The organism is Christiangramia aestuarii (assembly GCF_009735585.1).
GTDB classification, from domain to species: Bacteria; Bacteroidota; Bacteroidia; order Flavobacteriales; family Flavobacteriaceae; genus Christiangramia; species Christiangramia aestuarii.
This window is the reverse complement of sequence record NZ_VJVW01000001.1, coordinates 392,779-408,992: the sequence shown is the minus strand read 5'-3', so window position 1 is coordinate 408,992 and position 16,214 is coordinate 392,779. Positions and strand designations below refer to the sequence as shown.

Below are 16,214 nucleotides of genomic sequence, written 5' to 3'. Positions count from 1 at the left end.
ATAGATATACCATTCAAAATAAATGTCAAAATGACGTGTATTATTGAAAAAATTACGACAAAACGGCAGTTTGGTTGAATAGTATTAAAAAATCATCGATATTTTTCGTCTATTAAATTTACTTAGATTTACTTTTGCGAAAAAGAATGTTATGGGATTATTTGATAAAATTTTCAGTTCAGACAAGAAGGAAAATGCCGAGAAGAAAAATGAAACTCCATGGATAGACCTTAATTCCATGCAACAGTTAGATGAAATTGAAAAGGCTTCAGAAGATCACACCGTCGCCATTTTAAAGCATTCTACCAGGTGCGGGATAAGCAGGATGGTTTTGAAGATGTTCGAATCAGATTATAACCTTGATGAAAGCAAGCCCGTCAAACTTTATTTCCTGGACCTTATAAGTCACAGGGACATTTCCAACGAGATCGCTGAACGATTCAAGGTAAGACACGAAAGCCCGCAATTGATCGTTCTCAAGAACAGGGAAGTGGTGCACCATTCTTCACACCAGGCCATATCTGCCGAGAAACTGGCCGATTTCGTGGCTTAGATCGCTATTCCAACTTTCAGTTATAAGTGTTTTCACTTAATTTTTACAGATAATCGTCTGATCAGGAGCTTAGGTGATTGATTATCAATAGGTATGTCTATTTTTATTGTTCAAATAAGATAGATATGAAAAAGCAAATTGAGCGATCGGGCGCATTTCAGGAATATATTGCTGAAGCAGTAAAAGCAGGAAACAACATTTATATCTCAGGTCAGGTGAGCCTGGATGAGGAAGGTAACCTGGTTGGGACAAATGATATGAAAGCACAGGTTGATAAGGCCTACAGCAATGTCGCTGAACTACTGAAAAAATTTGGTCTGGGCATGGATAATATCGTAGACGAAACCTGGTTTGTCACCAATGTGCAGCACACCATGGAAAATCTCGATGAGCTTTTTGAAGTAAGGCGCAAACATTACGGAAAATTTCCGGAGGTGGCCAATACGCTGGTAGAAGTGAAATCCCTGGTGATGCCCGAGCTTATGGTAGAGATCAAATGTATCGCCCTGGCGGAATAAAAAAAAAGCCCTCGATCGAGGGCTTTTCATTTGAGCAAAATGCTAATTATTTTTTCTTCGGCTTATAGACCGGAAGAAGTTTACTTCTCACTTCTCCAAACCCGATCCTGGAATTACCGTTCTGGCAGTATCCTCTCATGATCACGGTATCATTGTCTTCAATGAACTTACGTTCAGAACCGTCCTTAAGTTTGATTGGTTTGCTACCGCTCCAGGTTAGTTCCAGCATAGATCCAAAGGAGTCTTCAGAAGAACCTGAGATCGTTCCTGAAGCCATCATATCTCCAGAATTGACCGGGCAACCATTCACGGTATGGTGTGCAAGTTGCTGGCTCATGTTCCAGTATAGATATTTGAAGTTCGATTTTGAAAGCGATTGTTCTTCACCTCCTTCTGGTTGAAGGAAAACCTCCAGGTTGATATCGAAGCTCTTGTCGCCACTATATTTTAGGTAAGGAAGTAATTCCTTTTCTGGTTTTGGGCTAGCCGTTCTAAATGGTTCCAAAGCATCCATGGTTACGATCCACGGAGAGATGGAAGAAGCGAAGTTCTTGGCCAGGAATGGGCCTAATGGCACATATTCCCATTTCTGAATATCGCGTGCGCTCCAGTCATTGAAAAGCACCATTCCGAAGATATAATCTTCAGCTTCATCTACCGGGATAGGCTCCCCAAGATGATTGGCATCGGTGGTGATAAAAGCCATTTCCAGTTCGAAATCCACTCTTTGGGATGGACCAAAAACAGGAGTATCAGAATCTGCCGGTTTTGTTTGTCCCTGTGGGCGGTGTACCGGAATTCCTGAAGGAATAATGGAAGAGCTTCTACCGTGGTAACCTACCGGGATATGCAGCCAGTTAGGCAGCAGGGCATTATCTGGATCTCTGAACATTGTCCCAATATTGGTCGCATGTTCTTTAGATGAGTAAAAATCTGTATAATCTCCCACCTGAACCGGCATTTGCATTTCTATCTCATCAAGAGTGAAAAGCACCGTATTCCTGTGGTCCTGATTGTCTTTTAATTTTGAGTTATTGGCATCGAAAATATCGGCGATACGGTTTCTAACCAGCCTCCAGGTTTTCTTGCCATCAGATATAAAGTCGTTTAAAGTATCCTGTAAAAATATATCGTCAGTTAGTGGGATCCCTTCAAAATAACCTAACTGGTGCAGGGCTCCAAGGTCTATCGCGTAATCGCCAATTCTGGTACCAATGGTGATCACGTCATCACGGGTAAGGAACACCCCGAAAGGAATATTCTGAATAGGGAAATCGGTATCGCCAGGAATATCCAACCAGGTTTTTCTATTTGGATCGTTAGCGGTAATTGACATAAAAAATGTTGGTTTTTTGTTAAAATCTAGTTGACTCAAATATATTATTTTCCTGTAATTAACCGAATGTATTTGTTACTTTTACCGAATATTTAACGTAAAAAATTGTAATGCAACGAGACACCCAAGTATTTGATTTAATAGCCGAAGAAAAAGAGCGCCAGTTAAATGGTTTGGAACTTATTGCCAGTGAAAATTTTGTGAGCGATGCGGTACTTGAAGCGGCCGGATCTGTCCTTACAAATAAGTATGCTGAAGGTTATCCCGGGAAGAGATATTATGGAGGATGTGAGGTGGTAGACCAGGTAGAGCAGCTTGCCATAGATCGTCTAAAAGAATTATTCAATGCTGAATATGCCAATGTGCAACCTCATTCAGGTTCTCAGGCAAACACAGCCGTTTTTCATACCTGCCTTAAGCCAGGAGATAAATTCCTTGGTTTTGATCTTTCTCATGGAGGTCATCTTACGCATGGTTCTCCGGTGAACTTTTCAGGTAGATTATACAATCCTGTTTTTTATGGAGTAGATAAGGAAACCGGGCTCATCGATTACGATGCGGTTGCTGAGATTGCCGAAAAGGAAAAGCCGAAAATGATCATTGCCGGTGCTTCTGCATATTCAAGAGAAATAGATTATAAGAGATTCAGAGAGATCGCAGACAGCGTGGGAGCTATTTTGCTTGCTGATATCGCACACCCTGCGGGCTTAATAGCCAAAGGACTTATCAGTGATCCTGTGCCTCATTGCCATATTGTGACTTCTACCACCCATAAAACCTTGCGCGGGCCAAGAGGAGGGATCATCATCATGGGTAAGGATTTTGACAATCCTTTTGGTGAAAAACTGAAGAACGGAAACCTGAAGAAAATGTCTGCGATGCTCAATTCTGGTATTTTCCCGGGAAACCAGGGAGGACCTCTAGAGCATATTATCGCGGCTAAAGCGGTTGCCTTTGGAGAGGCCCTGACAGATGAATTCCTGCACTATATGGTTCAGGTTAAGAAGAACGCCAAGGTACTTGCAAAAGCATTTGTAGATAAGGACTACGGAGTTATTTCAGGCGGTACAGATAACCACATGATGCTTATAGATCTTAGAAATAAGAATGTAAGCGGAAAGGATGCTGAAGAAGCCCTTGGAAAAGCTGATATCACCGTGAACAAGAATATGGTGCCTTTCGATGATAAATCTCCATTTGTAACATCGGGAATTAGAATCGGAACTCCGGCGGTAACTACCCGTGGACTTAAAGAAGATGATATGGCGAAGATCGTTGATCTTATAGATCGTGTGATCTCTAACATAGATAAGGATTCAGAAATTGAAGCTGTGAAAAAAGAAGTAAATTCCATGATGCATGGCCTTCCATTGTTTCAAATGTAACCTGAAATCAAATAATATAGAAAAAGCCATTCTTCGGAATGGCTTTTTTATTTTATAACCAGATAATGATTCCGCAAATAATAAGCAGGCTAAGAGCAGGAAGGGTCTGTTTAAAGGAATCCCTAATCTTAATGTGCATGATGATCGCTCCCAGCATCATAGCCGCCATTCCTATGGCTGCCGGGTCTACCAGGCTTTCTATCCAGATACCTGCAATTAGCATCAGGGCCAAACTTACCTTGATGAAGCCCACCAAGTAGACAATGCTTTCAGGTAGCCCGTAAGCTTTGAATTCTTCTTTCATATTCCCGGCCTTACCTCCCCGGTAAGCGGTCTTCTTATTGAATCTTAATAACCACACATTTAGTATTCCCAGGCCAACTATTAGCTGCAGAATGATTTTTACAATTTCCATAATTTGAATTTTTATCCAATATAGAAATGTTTAATGATTAAAAGAAAAGATTAAACAAAGTTTAAGACAAAGCTTTAAAGAAATATAAAATACTGGCTTGCAGGTAAGAGTCTATTGCTGAAATACTTTTTTCAATTCCTCAGAGATCTTTACCGGCCTTTTGGAATCAGCATTCAAAAGGCACCAGGTAGTTTTGGCTTCGGCCAGTAATTTCCCGGTTTCGGGATTTTTGATGATCACATATCTAATCGAGGTCACATGGGTGGTTTTGCCAACGTAGGTTTGCAGGGAGATCTCGTCTCCCAGGAAGGCCTCTTTCTTATAATTGATCTCATGACGTATTACAACCCAGATCACCTTGGTTTTTTGTTCGCTGGAAGCCCTGGCTTCCCAGTGCTCTTCAGCTACATCCTGCACCCATTGCACGTATTGAACATTGTTCACGTGCCTTTGTTTGTCCAGGTGTTCCTCTTTAACCACCAGTTTTTTCTCGTAGATCTCTGGGTTAGCTTCCATTATTTTTCTACTATTTTCACCTCGAAGATCTTATCCCAGTTCTTTCCGGTGACATAAAGTTTATCGGTGTTAGGGTTGTATGCGATTCCGTTAAGTACGTCCAGTTTATCATGCTGGCTAACCTTATTCCTTAGTTCCTTGAAGTTTACCAGGCCTTCTATAGCTCCATTCTCAGGATTTATGATTGCGACGCCATCTCTCTGGTAAGTATTGGCATAGATCTTTCCCTTCACCCATTCCAGCTCGTTGAACTTTTCAAACGTAGATTTATCGGTTGTTGGCTGCAGGAAGCTTTTTTCGGCAAGGGTTTCGGGATCCAGGATCCAGATCTTTTCTGTGCCATCACTTTTAAAGATCTTTTCACCATTATTGCAGAGGCCCCAGCCTTCTTTACTCTGGTTGTATCCAAAGCTGCCTATTTTCTCAAAGCTATCCAGGTTGTAGATGAAACCTTCGCCTTCCTGCCAGGTAAGCTGGTATAGTTTGTCTCCCATAATGGTAAGGCCTTCTGCGAAGTACTGGTCGTCCAGCTTGATTTCCCTGAGCACTTCTCCCGTCTCCAGATCAAGCTTCCTTAATTTAGACCTTCCATACTGGCCTATGCTTTCGTAAAGTGTATCCCCGTGAAATTCCAGTCCCTGTGTATAAGAGGTGATATCATGCGGGTAGGTGTTCACTATCTCGTAAGTATAAAGAGTAGGGGCAGTGGTATTAAGTATTTTAATGTCCTTGAATACGGTATCTGTGATCTCTTCCCCGTGAACCACGGCCTTCAGGGTTTGATTCCCGAGTAAGGTATTCTGAAGCGACATGTCGAAATCCCCGGTTTTAGAGCTTTTCAGATACTGGTCCCCCAGGTAGAAAGAAACCGAGTCTATATTCCTGTTTTTTGAATTTACGATCGAAGCTTTCAGGCTTTCATTTATCTGAAACTGGGATTTATTTTCTTCGATTTTCAGGGAAAAATCAGATTTTTTATTTCCGTTATTGCTTCCACAGGAAAAAAATAAAAAGTTTAAAATAAAGAGTAACAGTAAGTTAAATTTGTTCATCATTAAATAGGCTTGAAGTCACAGCAAAATTAACCAATTCACTTTAAAAAAAGCTTGCCAAAAGATACAAAGATTGTATATTTGCACCGGCAAGTCCCACACAACCAGCTCCTGCTGAATCCCCCAGGGCGGGAACGCAGCAAGGGTAAGCGGTCGTAGCGGTGTGATGTGGGTCGCTTGCCATTTTTTGTTTCTACTAAGTCCTAAATTTATTGCATATTTGTGCGATATGAAACAAGGGGAATCTTCACAGAAAGTGGTGCTTATCACCGGTGCTTCTTCCGGAATCGGAAAGTCTATTGCGACCTATCTAAGCATACGAAATTTTAAAGTTTACGGAACCAGCAGAAAGGCTAACGCCTCTACCCAGAATGGTTTTAGTTTTGTGCAATTAGATGTCACCAAAGAGGAAACCATTGTAGCTGCTATCGAAAATGTGGTGGCGAAAGAAGGCAGGATAGATATTCTTATAAACAATGCCGGAGTTGGAATTACCGGTCCCATCGAAGAAACCCCCGAAGAAGAGATCAAAAAAGCTTTTGAGACCAATTATTATGGTCCATTAAGGATGATAAAGCATAGCCTTCCGATTATGCGAAGACAAAGGGGCGGGCTCATCATTAACGTGACCTCTATAGCCGGGTATATGGGATTGCCCTATCGCGGGATATATTCTGCAACCAAAGGAGCCCTGGAGATCACTGCCGAAGCCTACAGGATGGAGATCAAGCAATTCGGCATACAGATGACCAATGTGGCCCCGGGCGACTTCGCAACCAATATCGCTTCAGGCAGGTATCATGCTCCTGTTACCCCGGGATCTCCATATGAGGAGGTTTATGGGAAGACTTTAAAGCTCATGAACGAGCATGTTGATGCTGGCCAGGATCCGGAATTGATGGCCAAAGAGATCTTAAAAATTATCGAGACCCCAGAGCCGAAGGTGCATTATAAAGTAGGGGAAAGGCTGCAGAAGTTTTCAGTAAAGCTCAAGGGCCTTTTGCCAGATAAACTATATGAGAAAATGCTCATGAAGCATTATAAATTGTAATTTTATTCAGATCCAAAAAATCGTATTTCATTAATTTTCAAAATAACACACAACTATGAAATTTTTTATTGATACCGCCAACCTTGACCAGATCAAAGAAGCCCAGGACCTGGGAGTTCTTGACGGGGTTACTACTAACCCTTCCCTGATGGCCAAAGAAGGTATCACCGGGAAAGACAATATTTTTAAGCATTACAAAAAGATCTGCGATCTTGTAGATGGTGATGTGAGTGCTGAAGTGATCGCAACCGATTTTGAAGGTATTGTAAAAGAAGGTGAGGAGCTTGCGGAATTACATGAGCAGATCATTGTAAAGGTTCCTATGATCAAGGAAGGAGTGAAAGCCCTAAAATATTTTAGCGATAAGGGAATCAAAACTAACTGTACTTTGGTATTTTCTGCGGGACAGGCTTTGCTTGCTGCTAAAGCAGGTGCTACCTATGTTTCTCCTTTTATCGGAAGGCTAGACGATATTTCAACAGATGGTTTGAACCTGATCGCAGATATTCGTTTGATCTATGATAACTACGGTTTTGAAACAGAGATCCTTGCAGCTTCGGTAAGACATACCATGCACGTGCTTGAATGCGCCAAGATTGGAGCAGATGTGATGACGGGTCCGCTTTCTTCTATTGAAGGTTTACTTAATCACCCGTTAACAGATATCGGCCTTGAGAAATTCCTGGCAGATTACAAGAAAGGGAACAAATAATTTCTCGTAGTAAATATAAAAAAAGGCTGTCCGGAAAGACGGCCTTTTTTATTTGTTAATGAATTCCTGTAGTTTGGATTCGAAGTCTGGCCCGCCCAGATTGATATCTCCTTTTACGATGGTACCGTCGGAATTCACGAAAAAGATCTTATTGAGGTATTTTCTATAAGTCTCTTTAGAAGTAGATCGTCTTACGATCTGATATTCGTTCTCCTTATTATAATCAAAGGTTTCCAGGGTTCTTAACCATTCTTCGCGATCGCCCAGATCTATATTTACCCCTAGAAAATTGAGTTCCGGGTATTTCTCTTCCAGCTCCTTAATGATACTATGTTGCCATCTGTGATGAGCAGGAGAATAGATAGACCAGGCAAAAGTGATGGTGGGACTGTCTATAACATCTCCATATTTTATAATATTTCCTTCTGTGTCCTGTGCGGTAAGATCGTTAATTGATTGGCCTACGAAATAATTTTTCTGGATCTCGGCAAGTTCTTCGGCTGTATTGATATGACTGTAATTAATGCTTTCCAGAAGACCCAGAATAGAATCGAGCCTGCTTTCTCCTTCGGCCATAGTAATAGCCTGGGCAGAAAGCCTGTCCAGGAATTCATTTTTTAGCGATTCTATTTCAGATAAAGAATCGATGAGTAGAATACGTCTTTCTATGTTCTTGTAAGTATTAATGTTGAAACACTTCTGGTGATCTGCATGTTCCTCTATACAGGTCTCAATAGATTTTGAACGCAGGTAATCATCGATCAGGTTCGTATAAACATAGTAATCCTGCAGCGCCTCGTTATTAAAATCTATCTCCTTACGGTAGTCATTGAAATTTTCAGGGATCTTTTCTGCATAGTCGTTATAATATTTTCTGATTAGAAAGTTGTAACGCTCTCTTAAATCATAATATTCATAATCTATACTGGACCTGGCAACCTTTAAGAATTCGTCTGAGAATTCATGTTTTTCCTTTAGTTCCTCCAGTTCCTTAAGCCTGGAATTTTTAATAGAATCGGTGATCCTGGCGAATTCTTCCGGTTCTATTTTGTAGTAAGTAAGAATAAGATCGTTATTGCTACGATTCTTTAAGAACATGTCCAGCAAGAAATTGCTTTTTTGAGCACCTTCCCCGCTAAAATTCAGGGACTCGTCAAAAGAAAGGGTGTTGAGCCAAATAACGATACTGTCTCCCGGCTCCATATACATAATCTGGCTTTCCGGGGGATGTTTAAAAGTATAGATCCCACCCTCGAGATTTTTGAAATCTTTCCCGAACTGATTCTTTTCGTCCAGGTAAAGCGTATCTATGGTCTCATTTTCTTTGGAAATGATGACATAATCTGTTTCAGGATTGTTAATCTGGCCGCCGATAAATACAGAAGTTGCTTCAGGGGAATTTTCAGTACACCCCATGAGCATTAGCACGCAGCACAGACTTAAAAAGAAAGTATATTTCATTTGAGGTATTGGGCCACAGGGCTTTTCGGATCGCCCTATTTTTTAACAAATATAGAGGCTGGCATATCGGTGCTATGTTAAGTGGGCGTTAAAACGAATATTTAAAACGTTAATCTTTCTTAGTAAGACTGATTATAACTACTTTTGCAAAAAATTAATTTAATCTGTTTATGCTTTCAGTATCAAACCTTTCTGTACAGTTTGGAAAACGTGTTTTGTTCGATGAGGTTAATACAACCTTTACTCAGGGAAACTGTTACGGAATCATCGGTGCCAACGGTGCCGGAAAATCTACCTTTCTAAAGATCCTTTCAGGGAAATCTGAACCTACTTCGGGGCACGTGCACCTGGAGCCGGGTAAACGTATGTCGGTTCTGGAACAGAACCACAACCTTTATGATGATTATCCTGTACTAGAAACCGTAATGAGGGGTAATAAGCCTCTTTTCGAGGTGAAAACTGAAATGGATGCATTGTATGCAGATTATTCAGATGAAAATGCCGACAGGATAGGGGAGCTACAGGTACAATTCGAGGAAATGGATGGGTGGAACGCCGAAAGTAATGCCGCGTCCATGCTTTCTAACCTTGGGATAAAGACCGAGCTGCATTATTCTCAAATGAAAGACTTGGATGGTAAGCAGAAGGTAAGGGTGCTTTTAGCCCAGGCGTTATTCGGAAATCCAGATGTGCTTATCATGGATGAGCCTACTAACGATTTGGACTACGAAACCATTTCCTGGCTCGAGAATTTCCTGGCCAATTATGATAATACGGTGATCGTTGTATCTCACGACCGTCATTTCCTGGATGCAGTTTGTACGCATATTTCAGATATTGATTTCGGTAAGATCAATCACTTTAGCGGTAACTATACTTTCTGGTATGAATCTTCACAGCTTGCTGCAAGGCAGAGAGCCCAGCAGAATAAGAAGGCTGAAGAGAAGAAGAAAGAACTTCAGGAATTCATTCAGCGATTCAGCGCCAACGTTGCCAAAAGTAAACAGGCGACTTCCAGAAAGAAAATGATCGATAAATTGAATATCGATGAGATCAAGCCATCCAGCAGAAGGTATCCTGCGATCATCTTCGACAGAGAGCGTGAAGCCGGGGACCAGATCCTGAATGTTGAAAATCTTGAGGCAAGTTTAGAAGGGGAAACCCTTTTCAGAAAAGTAGATATTAATCTTGCCAAGGGAGATAAAGTAGTGGTTTTTTCAAAAGATTCCAGAGCTACCACTGCTTTTTACGAGATCATCAACGGAAAGCAGGAGCCTGTAAATGGTAAATTCCAGTGGGGTGTAACTACTTCCCAATCCTATTTACCGGCAGATAATTCAGATTTCTTTGATAGTGACCTTACGCTTGTAGACTGGTTACGTCAGTGGGCCAAGACCGAAGAAGAAAGAGAAGAAGTATATATTAGAGGATTTCTGGGAAAAATGCTGTTTAGCGGGGAAGAGGCTTTAAAGACCTGTAGAGTACTTTCTGGAGGTGAAAAAGTTCGTTGTATGCTTAGTAGAATGATGATGATAAGAGCGAATGTTCTAATGCTTGATGAGCCTACGAACCACCTGGACCTGGAATCTATTACCGCATTTAATAACTCCCTGAAGAATTTCAAGGGGACCGTGCTGTTCACCACTCATGACCACGAATTTGCCCAAACCGTGGCTAATCGTGTGATCGAGCTAACTCCTGGAGGAGTGATAGATCGTTACCTAAGCTTTGATGAGTATATGAGCGATAAGAGCATCAGGGAACAAAGAGAAAAGATGTATGCTGTAGAAGCATAATTTATAGTTAGTTTTAAATAGAAAAAGCCGCAGATCGTATGTTCTGCGGCTTTTTTTGGCTAAACAAATAAGATTTTAAAAGATACCACCGTTTCCTGCCTGGTTGTCGTCCCTGTTCTTACGTTTGAAGGCCAGGTTCTTGCCTCCTCCAAACCTGTAAGAGAATCCAAGGTAAACAGACTGGGTTTCTCCTTTGAATCTTCCCTGTTGAGGGAAAGGTCTGCCCCCGGTTACCCGGAACTCCTGAGTATCGAAAACATCATTGAAGTTCAGGCTCAGGGTAGCATTCTTGTTTTCTAGGAAGGTATAACGCGCTCCCAGGTTTACAAAATACAGGTCGTCTATATCGAGTTGAAGATCTCTCATTTTGCTTCGGTAAAATCCGAAAAGTGAAAAGGTAAGGTCTTCGGTTACATCGAAATTATGATTGGTCCTGAAGGTATAGGCTTCGTTATCAATCTCGATAAATTCAGTTCCGGCCACACCTTTCAGGGTTTGTCCGTAAAGCTCCAGTGAGGTGTTGGTGCTCCACCAGTCGGTGATTTTATAATTCGAAGAAAACTCTACTCCATAGGAGTCGTTGTTCTCAAAGTTCTGATAGGTAAGGAAGATCGAGCCAGGTTCATCTTCTACCTGGTTGAAAACCTGGTTGATCTCGTCTATGGTTCTACGATAGAAAAGCCCGGCGGTAACACTTCCTTTCTTTTTGAAATTACGGGTGTAGTTAAATTCGACCGAATTGGTAAACTGAGGATCAAGCTCAGGGTTACCTGCAACCGTTAACCTTGGGCTGGCAACCTCCCTTATTGGGTTTACCTGCCCAAAACCTGGGCGGTCTACTCTTCTGCTGTAGCTTAATTGGTATGAATTCTTTTCACTGGGATTATAGTTGATAAATCCTGAAGGGTATAGCGTAACATAATCATCCCTGTAAACTTCCTCACCATTATAAATGGCATTTACCTGGTAATTTTCCATTCTTGCGCCAAATTGATACGACCATTTGTCGAAATTCTGCCCAAATGTAGAATAGACGCTATAGATATCCCTTTTGTACTGGTAAGTAGCATCAGTGAATTGTGGATTGGATGTGTTATAGTCATTATCTGTGTCCAGAATCCTGGCTTCCAGTCCCATCTCAAGTTTGCTGGTCTTACCAAGCGGATTCACATAATCCAGGTTAGCTGTAAGGTTGCTCCTGTTTTGAAATACAAGGTCCTGGTATGGAACCAGCTCAAGCTCTGTATTTACAAAATCTATCCTGGTATCTTCGTTCCCCTCAAAATTGTTGTAATCCAGTTCAGCCTGAATATTATGGCCGTCCTTTTCAAATTTATGGTCATACAGGAGGTTATAGGTAGAATTCAGATTATCAAAATTCATTTCTATAGCCTGGGTAAAACTGTTGGAAGGATCGTTTAGGTCATCGAAGCTAATATAGCCCTGAGGCCCTCCAAAGTAGCGGTTCTGGTTGGTATAAAAAGACAGGGTGTTCTGTTCGTTCAGGTAAAAATCCACTCCTATCTTGTAAAGGTAATTTTCTCTTTCATTATCGATTCTGAATTCCTGGGTCGCGTCCTGGGCCGGAAGAAAAATGTTTCCGCCATTTTCACGATCCCCCACATTGGTTCCCAGGTTAGTGTAAAAATTGAATTTGCCTTTTCGGTAATTCAGATCCAGGGAACCATTAAGACGGTTGTGTACGCCCTGGGTAGAGCCTGTATTTACGGTTCCGTTGAAGCCTTCGTTGGAATTTTTATGCAGCACGATATTTATTATCCCGCTCATTCCTTCCGGATTATACTTTGCGGAAGGATTGGTGATCAATTCAATGCTTTTTATGGAGGTGGAAGGTATTTGTTTAAGCAATTGTGCCGGATCCATATTGGTAGGTTTGCCGTCTACCAGAATCCTCACGTTAGAATTTCCTCTAAGCGAGATATTCCCATCCTGGTCTACATTCACCGATGGTACATTTACCATGATCTCGGAAGCACTTGCCCCGGTGGTCATAAGGTCTTTCCCTACGTTGATCACTTTACGGTCCACACGTTGCTCTATGGTAGTCCTTTCGGCCACAACCACTGTTTCGTCAAGCATGGAGATGTCTGCTTCCAGTTCGATGATGCCAATATCAAGCTTAGAATTATTCCGCTCCAGGCTCACCTCTTTGGTAAAGGTCTTATAACCCATGAACTGAACTTTAAACATGTAATTTCCAGCCTTGATGCCGGTTATTAAAAAGCTACCATCCTCATTGGTGGTAACACCGCTAACCAGTTCTCCCTCGGTATCATTAAGGATGACCGTGGCGTAAGGTATGGCTTCTTTGAGTTCGCGGTCTATAACCGTTCCCGAGATCTGGCCAATGGGATCGTTTAAAGCTAGGCTAATTGTAGTGCTCAATAGGCACAGAAATAAAGTTAACTGTTTCATTTTTTGATTGATTTTGATGATTAAGGTTTATTGAAAGGTACTTTGTATTGCATAATTAGAATGCGTAATACTCCGTATTTTGATGCCCTTGTACTATAATGACGAGCCAAAAAGATTTATGTTACATCCTTTTCAAAAAAAAAGAACCTGCACCCAAAAAAGGATGCAGGTTTTGGCAAGATCGTCTTTATTAACACTAACCATCAAAATTAATAGGATGATCTTGCAAGGCCCGGACCTCATTTTAAAGACTACTGGCGAAAGGGATTGTTACACCTAATTTTCATTAACTTTGAAAATATGAAGAAAAAAACGCTTGTTCTCGGGGCCTCCCTAAAACCTAATCGATATTCGAACCTGGCAATTAACAGGCTGGTTAAACACAATCAGCCCACAGTTGCTATTGGATTAAGACAAGGAAAAGTGGCCGGGGTAGAAATAAAGACTGAGAAATATCCTTTTGAAGATATAGATACCGTAACTCTATACCTCAATGCTAAGAGGCAACAGGAATACTATGATTATATACTTTCTCTAAATCCTGAAAGAGTGATCTTTAATCCCGGTACAGAAAACCCTGAACTTTACGATCTCTTAAAAAAGAACAATATTCATTTTGAGAATGCCTGTACCTTAGTCATGCTTTCTTCTCAGCAATACTAATCCCAGGAAGGTTAAGAGCCCGTTCAGTATCAGGATAAAAAAGCCGAATTCAAAGCCAAACCACTTCAGGCTGTTTACACTTATTATGTAAGACAAGACAGGGGCAGCAATGGCGATTGCCGGTACCAGTTTGTCTTTTACCTTCCATTTGGTAAAAAGCCCAAAAGTGTATAAGCCTAATAGTGGCCCATAGGTGTACCCGGCGAACTGGAATAACTTGTTGATCACACTTTTATCTGCGATCGCATATTTAAAAACCAGCATTACCAGGATAAGCAGGATGGAAATCGCTACATGTATCTGTTTTCTTATTCTTACCTGTTTCTTTTCATCATATTTTTTCTCAATATCCAGTATGTCTATACTAAAAGATGTGGTAAGCGAAGTTAGGGCGCTATCTGCACTCGAGTAGGCAGCCGCGATAAGGCCGAGGATAAAGAAGATGGCCACGGCCAGGCCAAGGTCTCCGCTGGTGGCAATGGCCGGGAAAAGATCGTCCCTAACCTCGGTAATGCCATTAATGTCTGCATAATCTGTAAGAAGAACCCCCAGTGCCAGGAATAGGAAATTCACAAAAACCAGCACAATGGTGAACCAGAACATGTTCTTCTGCGCATCCTTCAGGCTGCGGCAGGTAAGGTTCTTTTGCATCATATCCTGGTCCAATCCGGTCATCACTATCGCGATAAAGGCACCGGAAAGGAATTGTTTAACAAAATGGTCCTTGCTTTTCCAGTCTTCGAAAAAGAAGATCTGGGAATGTTCACTTTCCGCCAGGTACCCCATAAGATTACTCACTGAAAAACCAAGATCTTCAGAAATAAAATGAATGGTAATACCCAGGGCCAGCAACATAAAGAAGGTCTGCAAGGTGTCTGTCCAGATGATCGTCTTTATCCCGCTTTTAAAGGTGTAAAGCCAGATTAGCAGTATGGTGATCGTAACTGTCACATAATAGGGTACTCCCATCGCATCGAAAACTATAAGCTGAAGTACATTGGCGACGAGGAACAGCCTGAAACTTGCCCCTACCACCCTTGATAACAGGAAAAAAGAGGCTCCCGTCTTATAGGAAGCATTTCCGAAACGGGACTCGAGGTAGGTGTAAATAGAGGTGAGGTTCAGTTTGTAATAAAGAGGCAGCAGGACCTGGGCTATCACGGCATAACCCACCGTATAACCAAGTACCACCTGGAAATAGCTGAAGGAATCACTTTCTACCGTGCCGGGAATGGAGATAAAGGTGATCCCGCTTAGGGAAGCTCCTATCATTCCGAAGGCAACCAGGTACCAGGGCGCTTGTTTATTTGCTTTAAAGAATTCTGCATTACTGCCTCCGCGACCCGTGAAGTAAGAGATTAAAATAAGGACAGCGAAATAGGCAGCTACAAGAATGAGGACTTGGTAAGGTTGCATAGTAAGTAGTTCTGCGCGGCAATTTACAAATTAAGCTTTAAGTAATTTCATCCATGAAAAAAATCATAAATTCGCATATGGATTTTTCTTCAAAATTACTGGAGCAGGCGGTAGATGAGATGTCGCAATTGCCGGGGATAGGAAAACGAACTGCCCTAAGGCTGGTATTGCATCTACTTAAACAGCCAAAAGAGCAGACCGAGCAGCTGGCCGGTGCCCTGCAAAACCTGAGGCAGAACATCAAATTATGTAAGAACTGCTTTAATATAAGCGATACGGAGCTATGTGAGATCTGTGCCAACCCGTCGCGCGTTTCAGAAATTGTTTGTGTGGTAGAAGATATCCGGGATGTAATGGCCATTGAAAATACCGGGCAGTACCGCGGGCATTATCATGTGCTTGGCGGTAAGATTAGTCCCATGGATGGCATAGGTCCATCGCAGCTTAGTATCAAGCCTTTGATCGAAAAGGTTTCCGCAGGGAAGATAGAGGAGATCATCTTTGCATTGAGCAGTACCCTGGAGGGAGACACTACCAATTTTTATATCTACAAACAACTGGAGGGAACCGGGATAAAAACCTCTACGATCGCCCGCGGAATTTCGGTTGGCGACGAGCTGGAGTACGCCGATGAGGTCACCCTGGGAAGGAGTATCACTAACCGTATTCCTTTTGAAAATTCCATGAAATCTTAAAAATTAAAGGTCTTCTTCAGGTCCTTTCTCTTTAAAAATGGCTAAATCTTTTTCAATTCCGTGCTTGAAATCGTAATTTTAGCGGGAATTTAATCAGCGCTCGCGACTATAAAAAAATTCAGTAAAAGCTAATTTTATTGATTTTTTAATATTCATTAAGCGGTTTTTTGGTTAAATTCGCAAACCTAATAACCAAAATCGCATCTGAT

Annotated in this window: 15 protein-coding genes and 1 other RNA gene; 9 read left to right on the top strand and 7 right to left on the bottom strand. The window is 41.6% G+C overall.

What is annotated here, in order from left to right; all coding sequences use genetic code 11:
- Nucleotides 1-151 precede the first annotated feature (151 nt).
- Both ytxJ and FLP08_RS01725 read left to right on the top strand, forming a co-directional pair.
- On the top strand, nt 152-553 hold the full coding sequence (ytxJ, locus tag FLP08_RS01730; protein WP_156273410.1) for a bacillithiol system redox-active protein YtxJ: 402 nt from the start codon (nt 152-154) through the stop codon (nt 551-553).
- Between the two features lie 125 nt (nt 554-678).
- On the top strand, nt 679-1,071 hold the full coding sequence (locus tag FLP08_RS01725) for a RidA family protein (protein WP_156273408.1): 393 nt from the start codon (nt 679-681) through the stop codon (nt 1,069-1,071).
- 46 nt (nt 1,072-1,117) lie between these two features.
- Here FLP08_RS01725 and fahA read toward each other — a convergent pair whose 3' ends face one another.
- Nucleotides 1,118-2,407 (bottom strand): fumarylacetoacetase, encoded by a 1,290-nt coding sequence (gene fahA / locus FLP08_RS01720; RefSeq protein WP_156273406.1) that lies wholly within the window; start codon nt 2,405-2,407, stop codon nt 1,118-1,120.
- Nucleotides 2,408-2,517: 110 nt separating this feature from the next.
- On the opposite strand from fahA, the gene glyA reads away from it, so the two are divergent.
- Nucleotides 2,518-3,792 (top strand): serine hydroxymethyltransferase, encoded by a 1,275-nt coding sequence (gene glyA, locus FLP08_RS01715; protein WP_156273404.1) that lies wholly within the window; start codon nt 2,518-2,520, stop codon nt 3,790-3,792.
- A 52-nt stretch (nt 3,793-3,844) separates the two neighbouring features.
- Here the strand turns inward: glyA and FLP08_RS01710 are convergent, their stop codons facing one another.
- The 3 genes from FLP08_RS01710 to FLP08_RS01700 all read right to left on the bottom strand — a co-directional run bounded on the left by FLP08_RS01710 (nt 3,845) and on the right by FLP08_RS01700 (nt 5,778).
- Nucleotides 3,845-4,207, bottom strand: a complete 363-nt coding sequence (locus FLP08_RS01710) for a DoxX family protein (RefSeq protein ID WP_156273402.1) — start codon at nt 4,205-4,207, stop codon at nt 3,845-3,847.
- Nucleotides 4,208-4,318: 111 nt separating this feature from the next.
- Nucleotides 4,319-4,723 (bottom strand): acyl-CoA thioesterase, encoded by a 405-nt coding sequence (locus FLP08_RS01705; RefSeq protein WP_156273400.1) that lies wholly within the window; start codon nt 4,721-4,723, stop codon nt 4,319-4,321.
- A complete protein-coding gene (locus tag FLP08_RS01700; protein ID WP_156273398.1) occupies nt 4,723-5,778 on the bottom strand; it encodes a glutaminyl-peptide cyclotransferase in 1,056 nt (351 codons plus the stop codon). Before FLP08_RS01700 ends, FLP08_RS01705 begins: the two co-directional genes overlap by 1 nt.
- Before the next feature lie 84 nt (nt 5,779-5,862).
- On the opposite strand from FLP08_RS01700, the gene ffs reads away from it, so the two are divergent.
- The 3 genes from ffs to fsa all read left to right on the top strand — a co-directional run bounded on the left by ffs (nt 5,863) and on the right by fsa (nt 7,538).
- An RNA gene (gene ffs / locus FLP08_RS01695) (signal recognition particle sRNA small type) lies at nt 5,863-5,961 on the top strand.
- Nucleotides 5,962-6,004: 43 nt separating this feature from the next.
- Nucleotides 6,005-6,826 (top strand): SDR family oxidoreductase, encoded by an 822-nt coding sequence (locus FLP08_RS01690; RefSeq protein ID WP_156273396.1) that lies wholly within the window; start codon nt 6,005-6,007, stop codon nt 6,824-6,826.
- Nucleotides 6,827-6,881: 55 nt separating this feature from the next.
- Nucleotides 6,882-7,538, top strand: coding sequence for a fructose-6-phosphate aldolase (gene fsa, locus FLP08_RS01685; RefSeq protein WP_156273394.1), 657 nt, complete (start codon nt 6,882-6,884; stop codon nt 7,536-7,538).
- 48 nt (nt 7,539-7,586) lie between these two features.
- Here the strand turns inward: fsa and FLP08_RS01680 are convergent, their stop codons facing one another.
- The gene (locus tag FLP08_RS01680) at nt 7,587-8,999 is read right to left on the bottom strand and encodes a TlpA family protein disulfide reductase (RefSeq protein WP_156273392.1); all 1,413 of its coding nucleotides are present in this window, start codon (nt 8,997-8,999) and stop codon (nt 7,587-7,589) included.
- A gap of 170 nt (nt 9,000-9,169) precedes the next feature.
- Between FLP08_RS01680 and FLP08_RS01675 the strand changes: the two genes are divergently transcribed.
- The gene (locus FLP08_RS01675; protein WP_156273390.1) at nt 9,170-10,795 is read left to right on the top strand and encodes an ABC-F family ATP-binding cassette domain-containing protein; all 1,626 of its coding nucleotides are present in this window, start codon (nt 9,170-9,172) and stop codon (nt 10,793-10,795) included.
- Nucleotides 10,796-10,870: 75 nt separating this feature from the next.
- On the opposite strand, the gene FLP08_RS01670 is transcribed toward FLP08_RS01675, so the two are convergent.
- Nucleotides 10,871-13,231 carry a TonB-dependent receptor gene (locus FLP08_RS01670; protein ID WP_156273388.1) on the bottom strand — a complete coding sequence of 787 codons (2,361 nt, stop codon included), beginning with the start codon at nt 13,229-13,231 and terminating at the stop codon, nt 10,871-10,873.
- Between the two features lie 300 nt (nt 13,232-13,531).
- On the opposite strand from FLP08_RS01670, the gene FLP08_RS01665 reads away from it, so the two are divergent.
- Complete coding sequence (locus FLP08_RS01665) at nt 13,532-13,894, top strand: CoA-binding protein (protein ID WP_156273386.1); 363 nt, start codon at nt 13,532-13,534, stop codon at nt 13,892-13,894.
- Here FLP08_RS01665 and FLP08_RS01660 read toward each other — a convergent pair.
- Entirely contained in the window at nt 13,865-15,310 is a 1,446-nt protein-coding gene (locus FLP08_RS01660) for a sodium:solute symporter (RefSeq protein WP_156273384.1), read from the bottom strand. The genes FLP08_RS01665 and FLP08_RS01660 overlap by 30 nt on opposite strands.
- 77 nt (nt 15,311-15,387) lie before the next feature.
- On the opposite strand from FLP08_RS01660, the gene recR reads away from it, so the two are divergent.
- Nucleotides 15,388-16,005, top strand: a complete 618-nt coding sequence (recR, locus tag FLP08_RS01655) for a recombination mediator RecR (protein WP_156274302.1) — start codon at nt 15,388-15,390, stop codon at nt 16,003-16,005.
- Nucleotides 16,006-16,214: the final 209 nt, after the last annotated feature.

Coding starts and splice junctions, on each gene's coding strand:
- FLP08_RS01660 (WP_156273384.1), bottom strand. CDS start 15,310: ATGCAACCTTACCAAGTCCTCATTCTTGTAGCTGCCTATTTCGCTGTC.
- fsa (WP_156273394.1), top strand. CDS start 6,882: ATGAAATTTTTTATTGATACCGCCAACCTTGACCAGATCAAAGAAGCC.
- FLP08_RS01690 (WP_156273396.1), top strand. CDS start 6,005: ATGAAACAAGGGGAATCTTCACAGAAAGTGGTGCTTATCACCGGTGCT.
- FLP08_RS01670 (WP_156273388.1), bottom strand. CDS start 13,231: ATGAAACAGTTAACTTTATTTCTGTGCCTATTGAGCACTACAATTAGC.
- FLP08_RS01700 (WP_156273398.1), bottom strand. CDS start 5,778: ATGATGAACAAATTTAACTTACTGTTACTCTTTATTTTAAACTTTTTA.
- FLP08_RS01705 (WP_156273400.1), bottom strand. CDS start 4,723: ATGGAAGCTAACCCAGAGATCTACGAGAAAAAACTGGTGGTTAAAGAG.
- FLP08_RS01680 (WP_156273392.1), bottom strand. CDS start 8,999: ATGAAATATACTTTCTTTTTAAGTCTGTGCTGCGTGCTAATGCTCATG.
- FLP08_RS01675 (WP_156273390.1), top strand. CDS start 9,170: ATGCTTTCAGTATCAAACCTTTCTGTACAGTTTGGAAAACGTGTTTTG.
- recR (WP_156274302.1), top strand. CDS start 15,388: ATGGATTTTTCTTCAAAATTACTGGAGCAGGCGGTAGATGAGATGTCG.
- fahA (WP_156273406.1), bottom strand. CDS start 2,407: ATGTCAATTACCGCTAACGATCCAAATAGAAAAACCTGGTTGGATATT.
- FLP08_RS01710 (WP_156273402.1), bottom strand. CDS start 4,207: ATGGAAATTGTAAAAATCATTCTGCAGCTAATAGTTGGCCTGGGAATA.
- ytxJ (WP_156273410.1), top strand. CDS start 152: ATGGGATTATTTGATAAAATTTTCAGTTCAGACAAGAAGGAAAATGCC.
- FLP08_RS01725 (WP_156273408.1), top strand. CDS start 679: ATGAAAAAGCAAATTGAGCGATCGGGCGCATTTCAGGAATATATTGCT.
- FLP08_RS01665 (WP_156273386.1), top strand. CDS start 13,532: ATGAAGAAAAAAACGCTTGTTCTCGGGGCCTCCCTAAAACCTAATCGA.
- glyA (WP_156273404.1), top strand. CDS start 2,518: ATGCAACGAGACACCCAAGTATTTGATTTAATAGCCGAAGAAAAAGAG.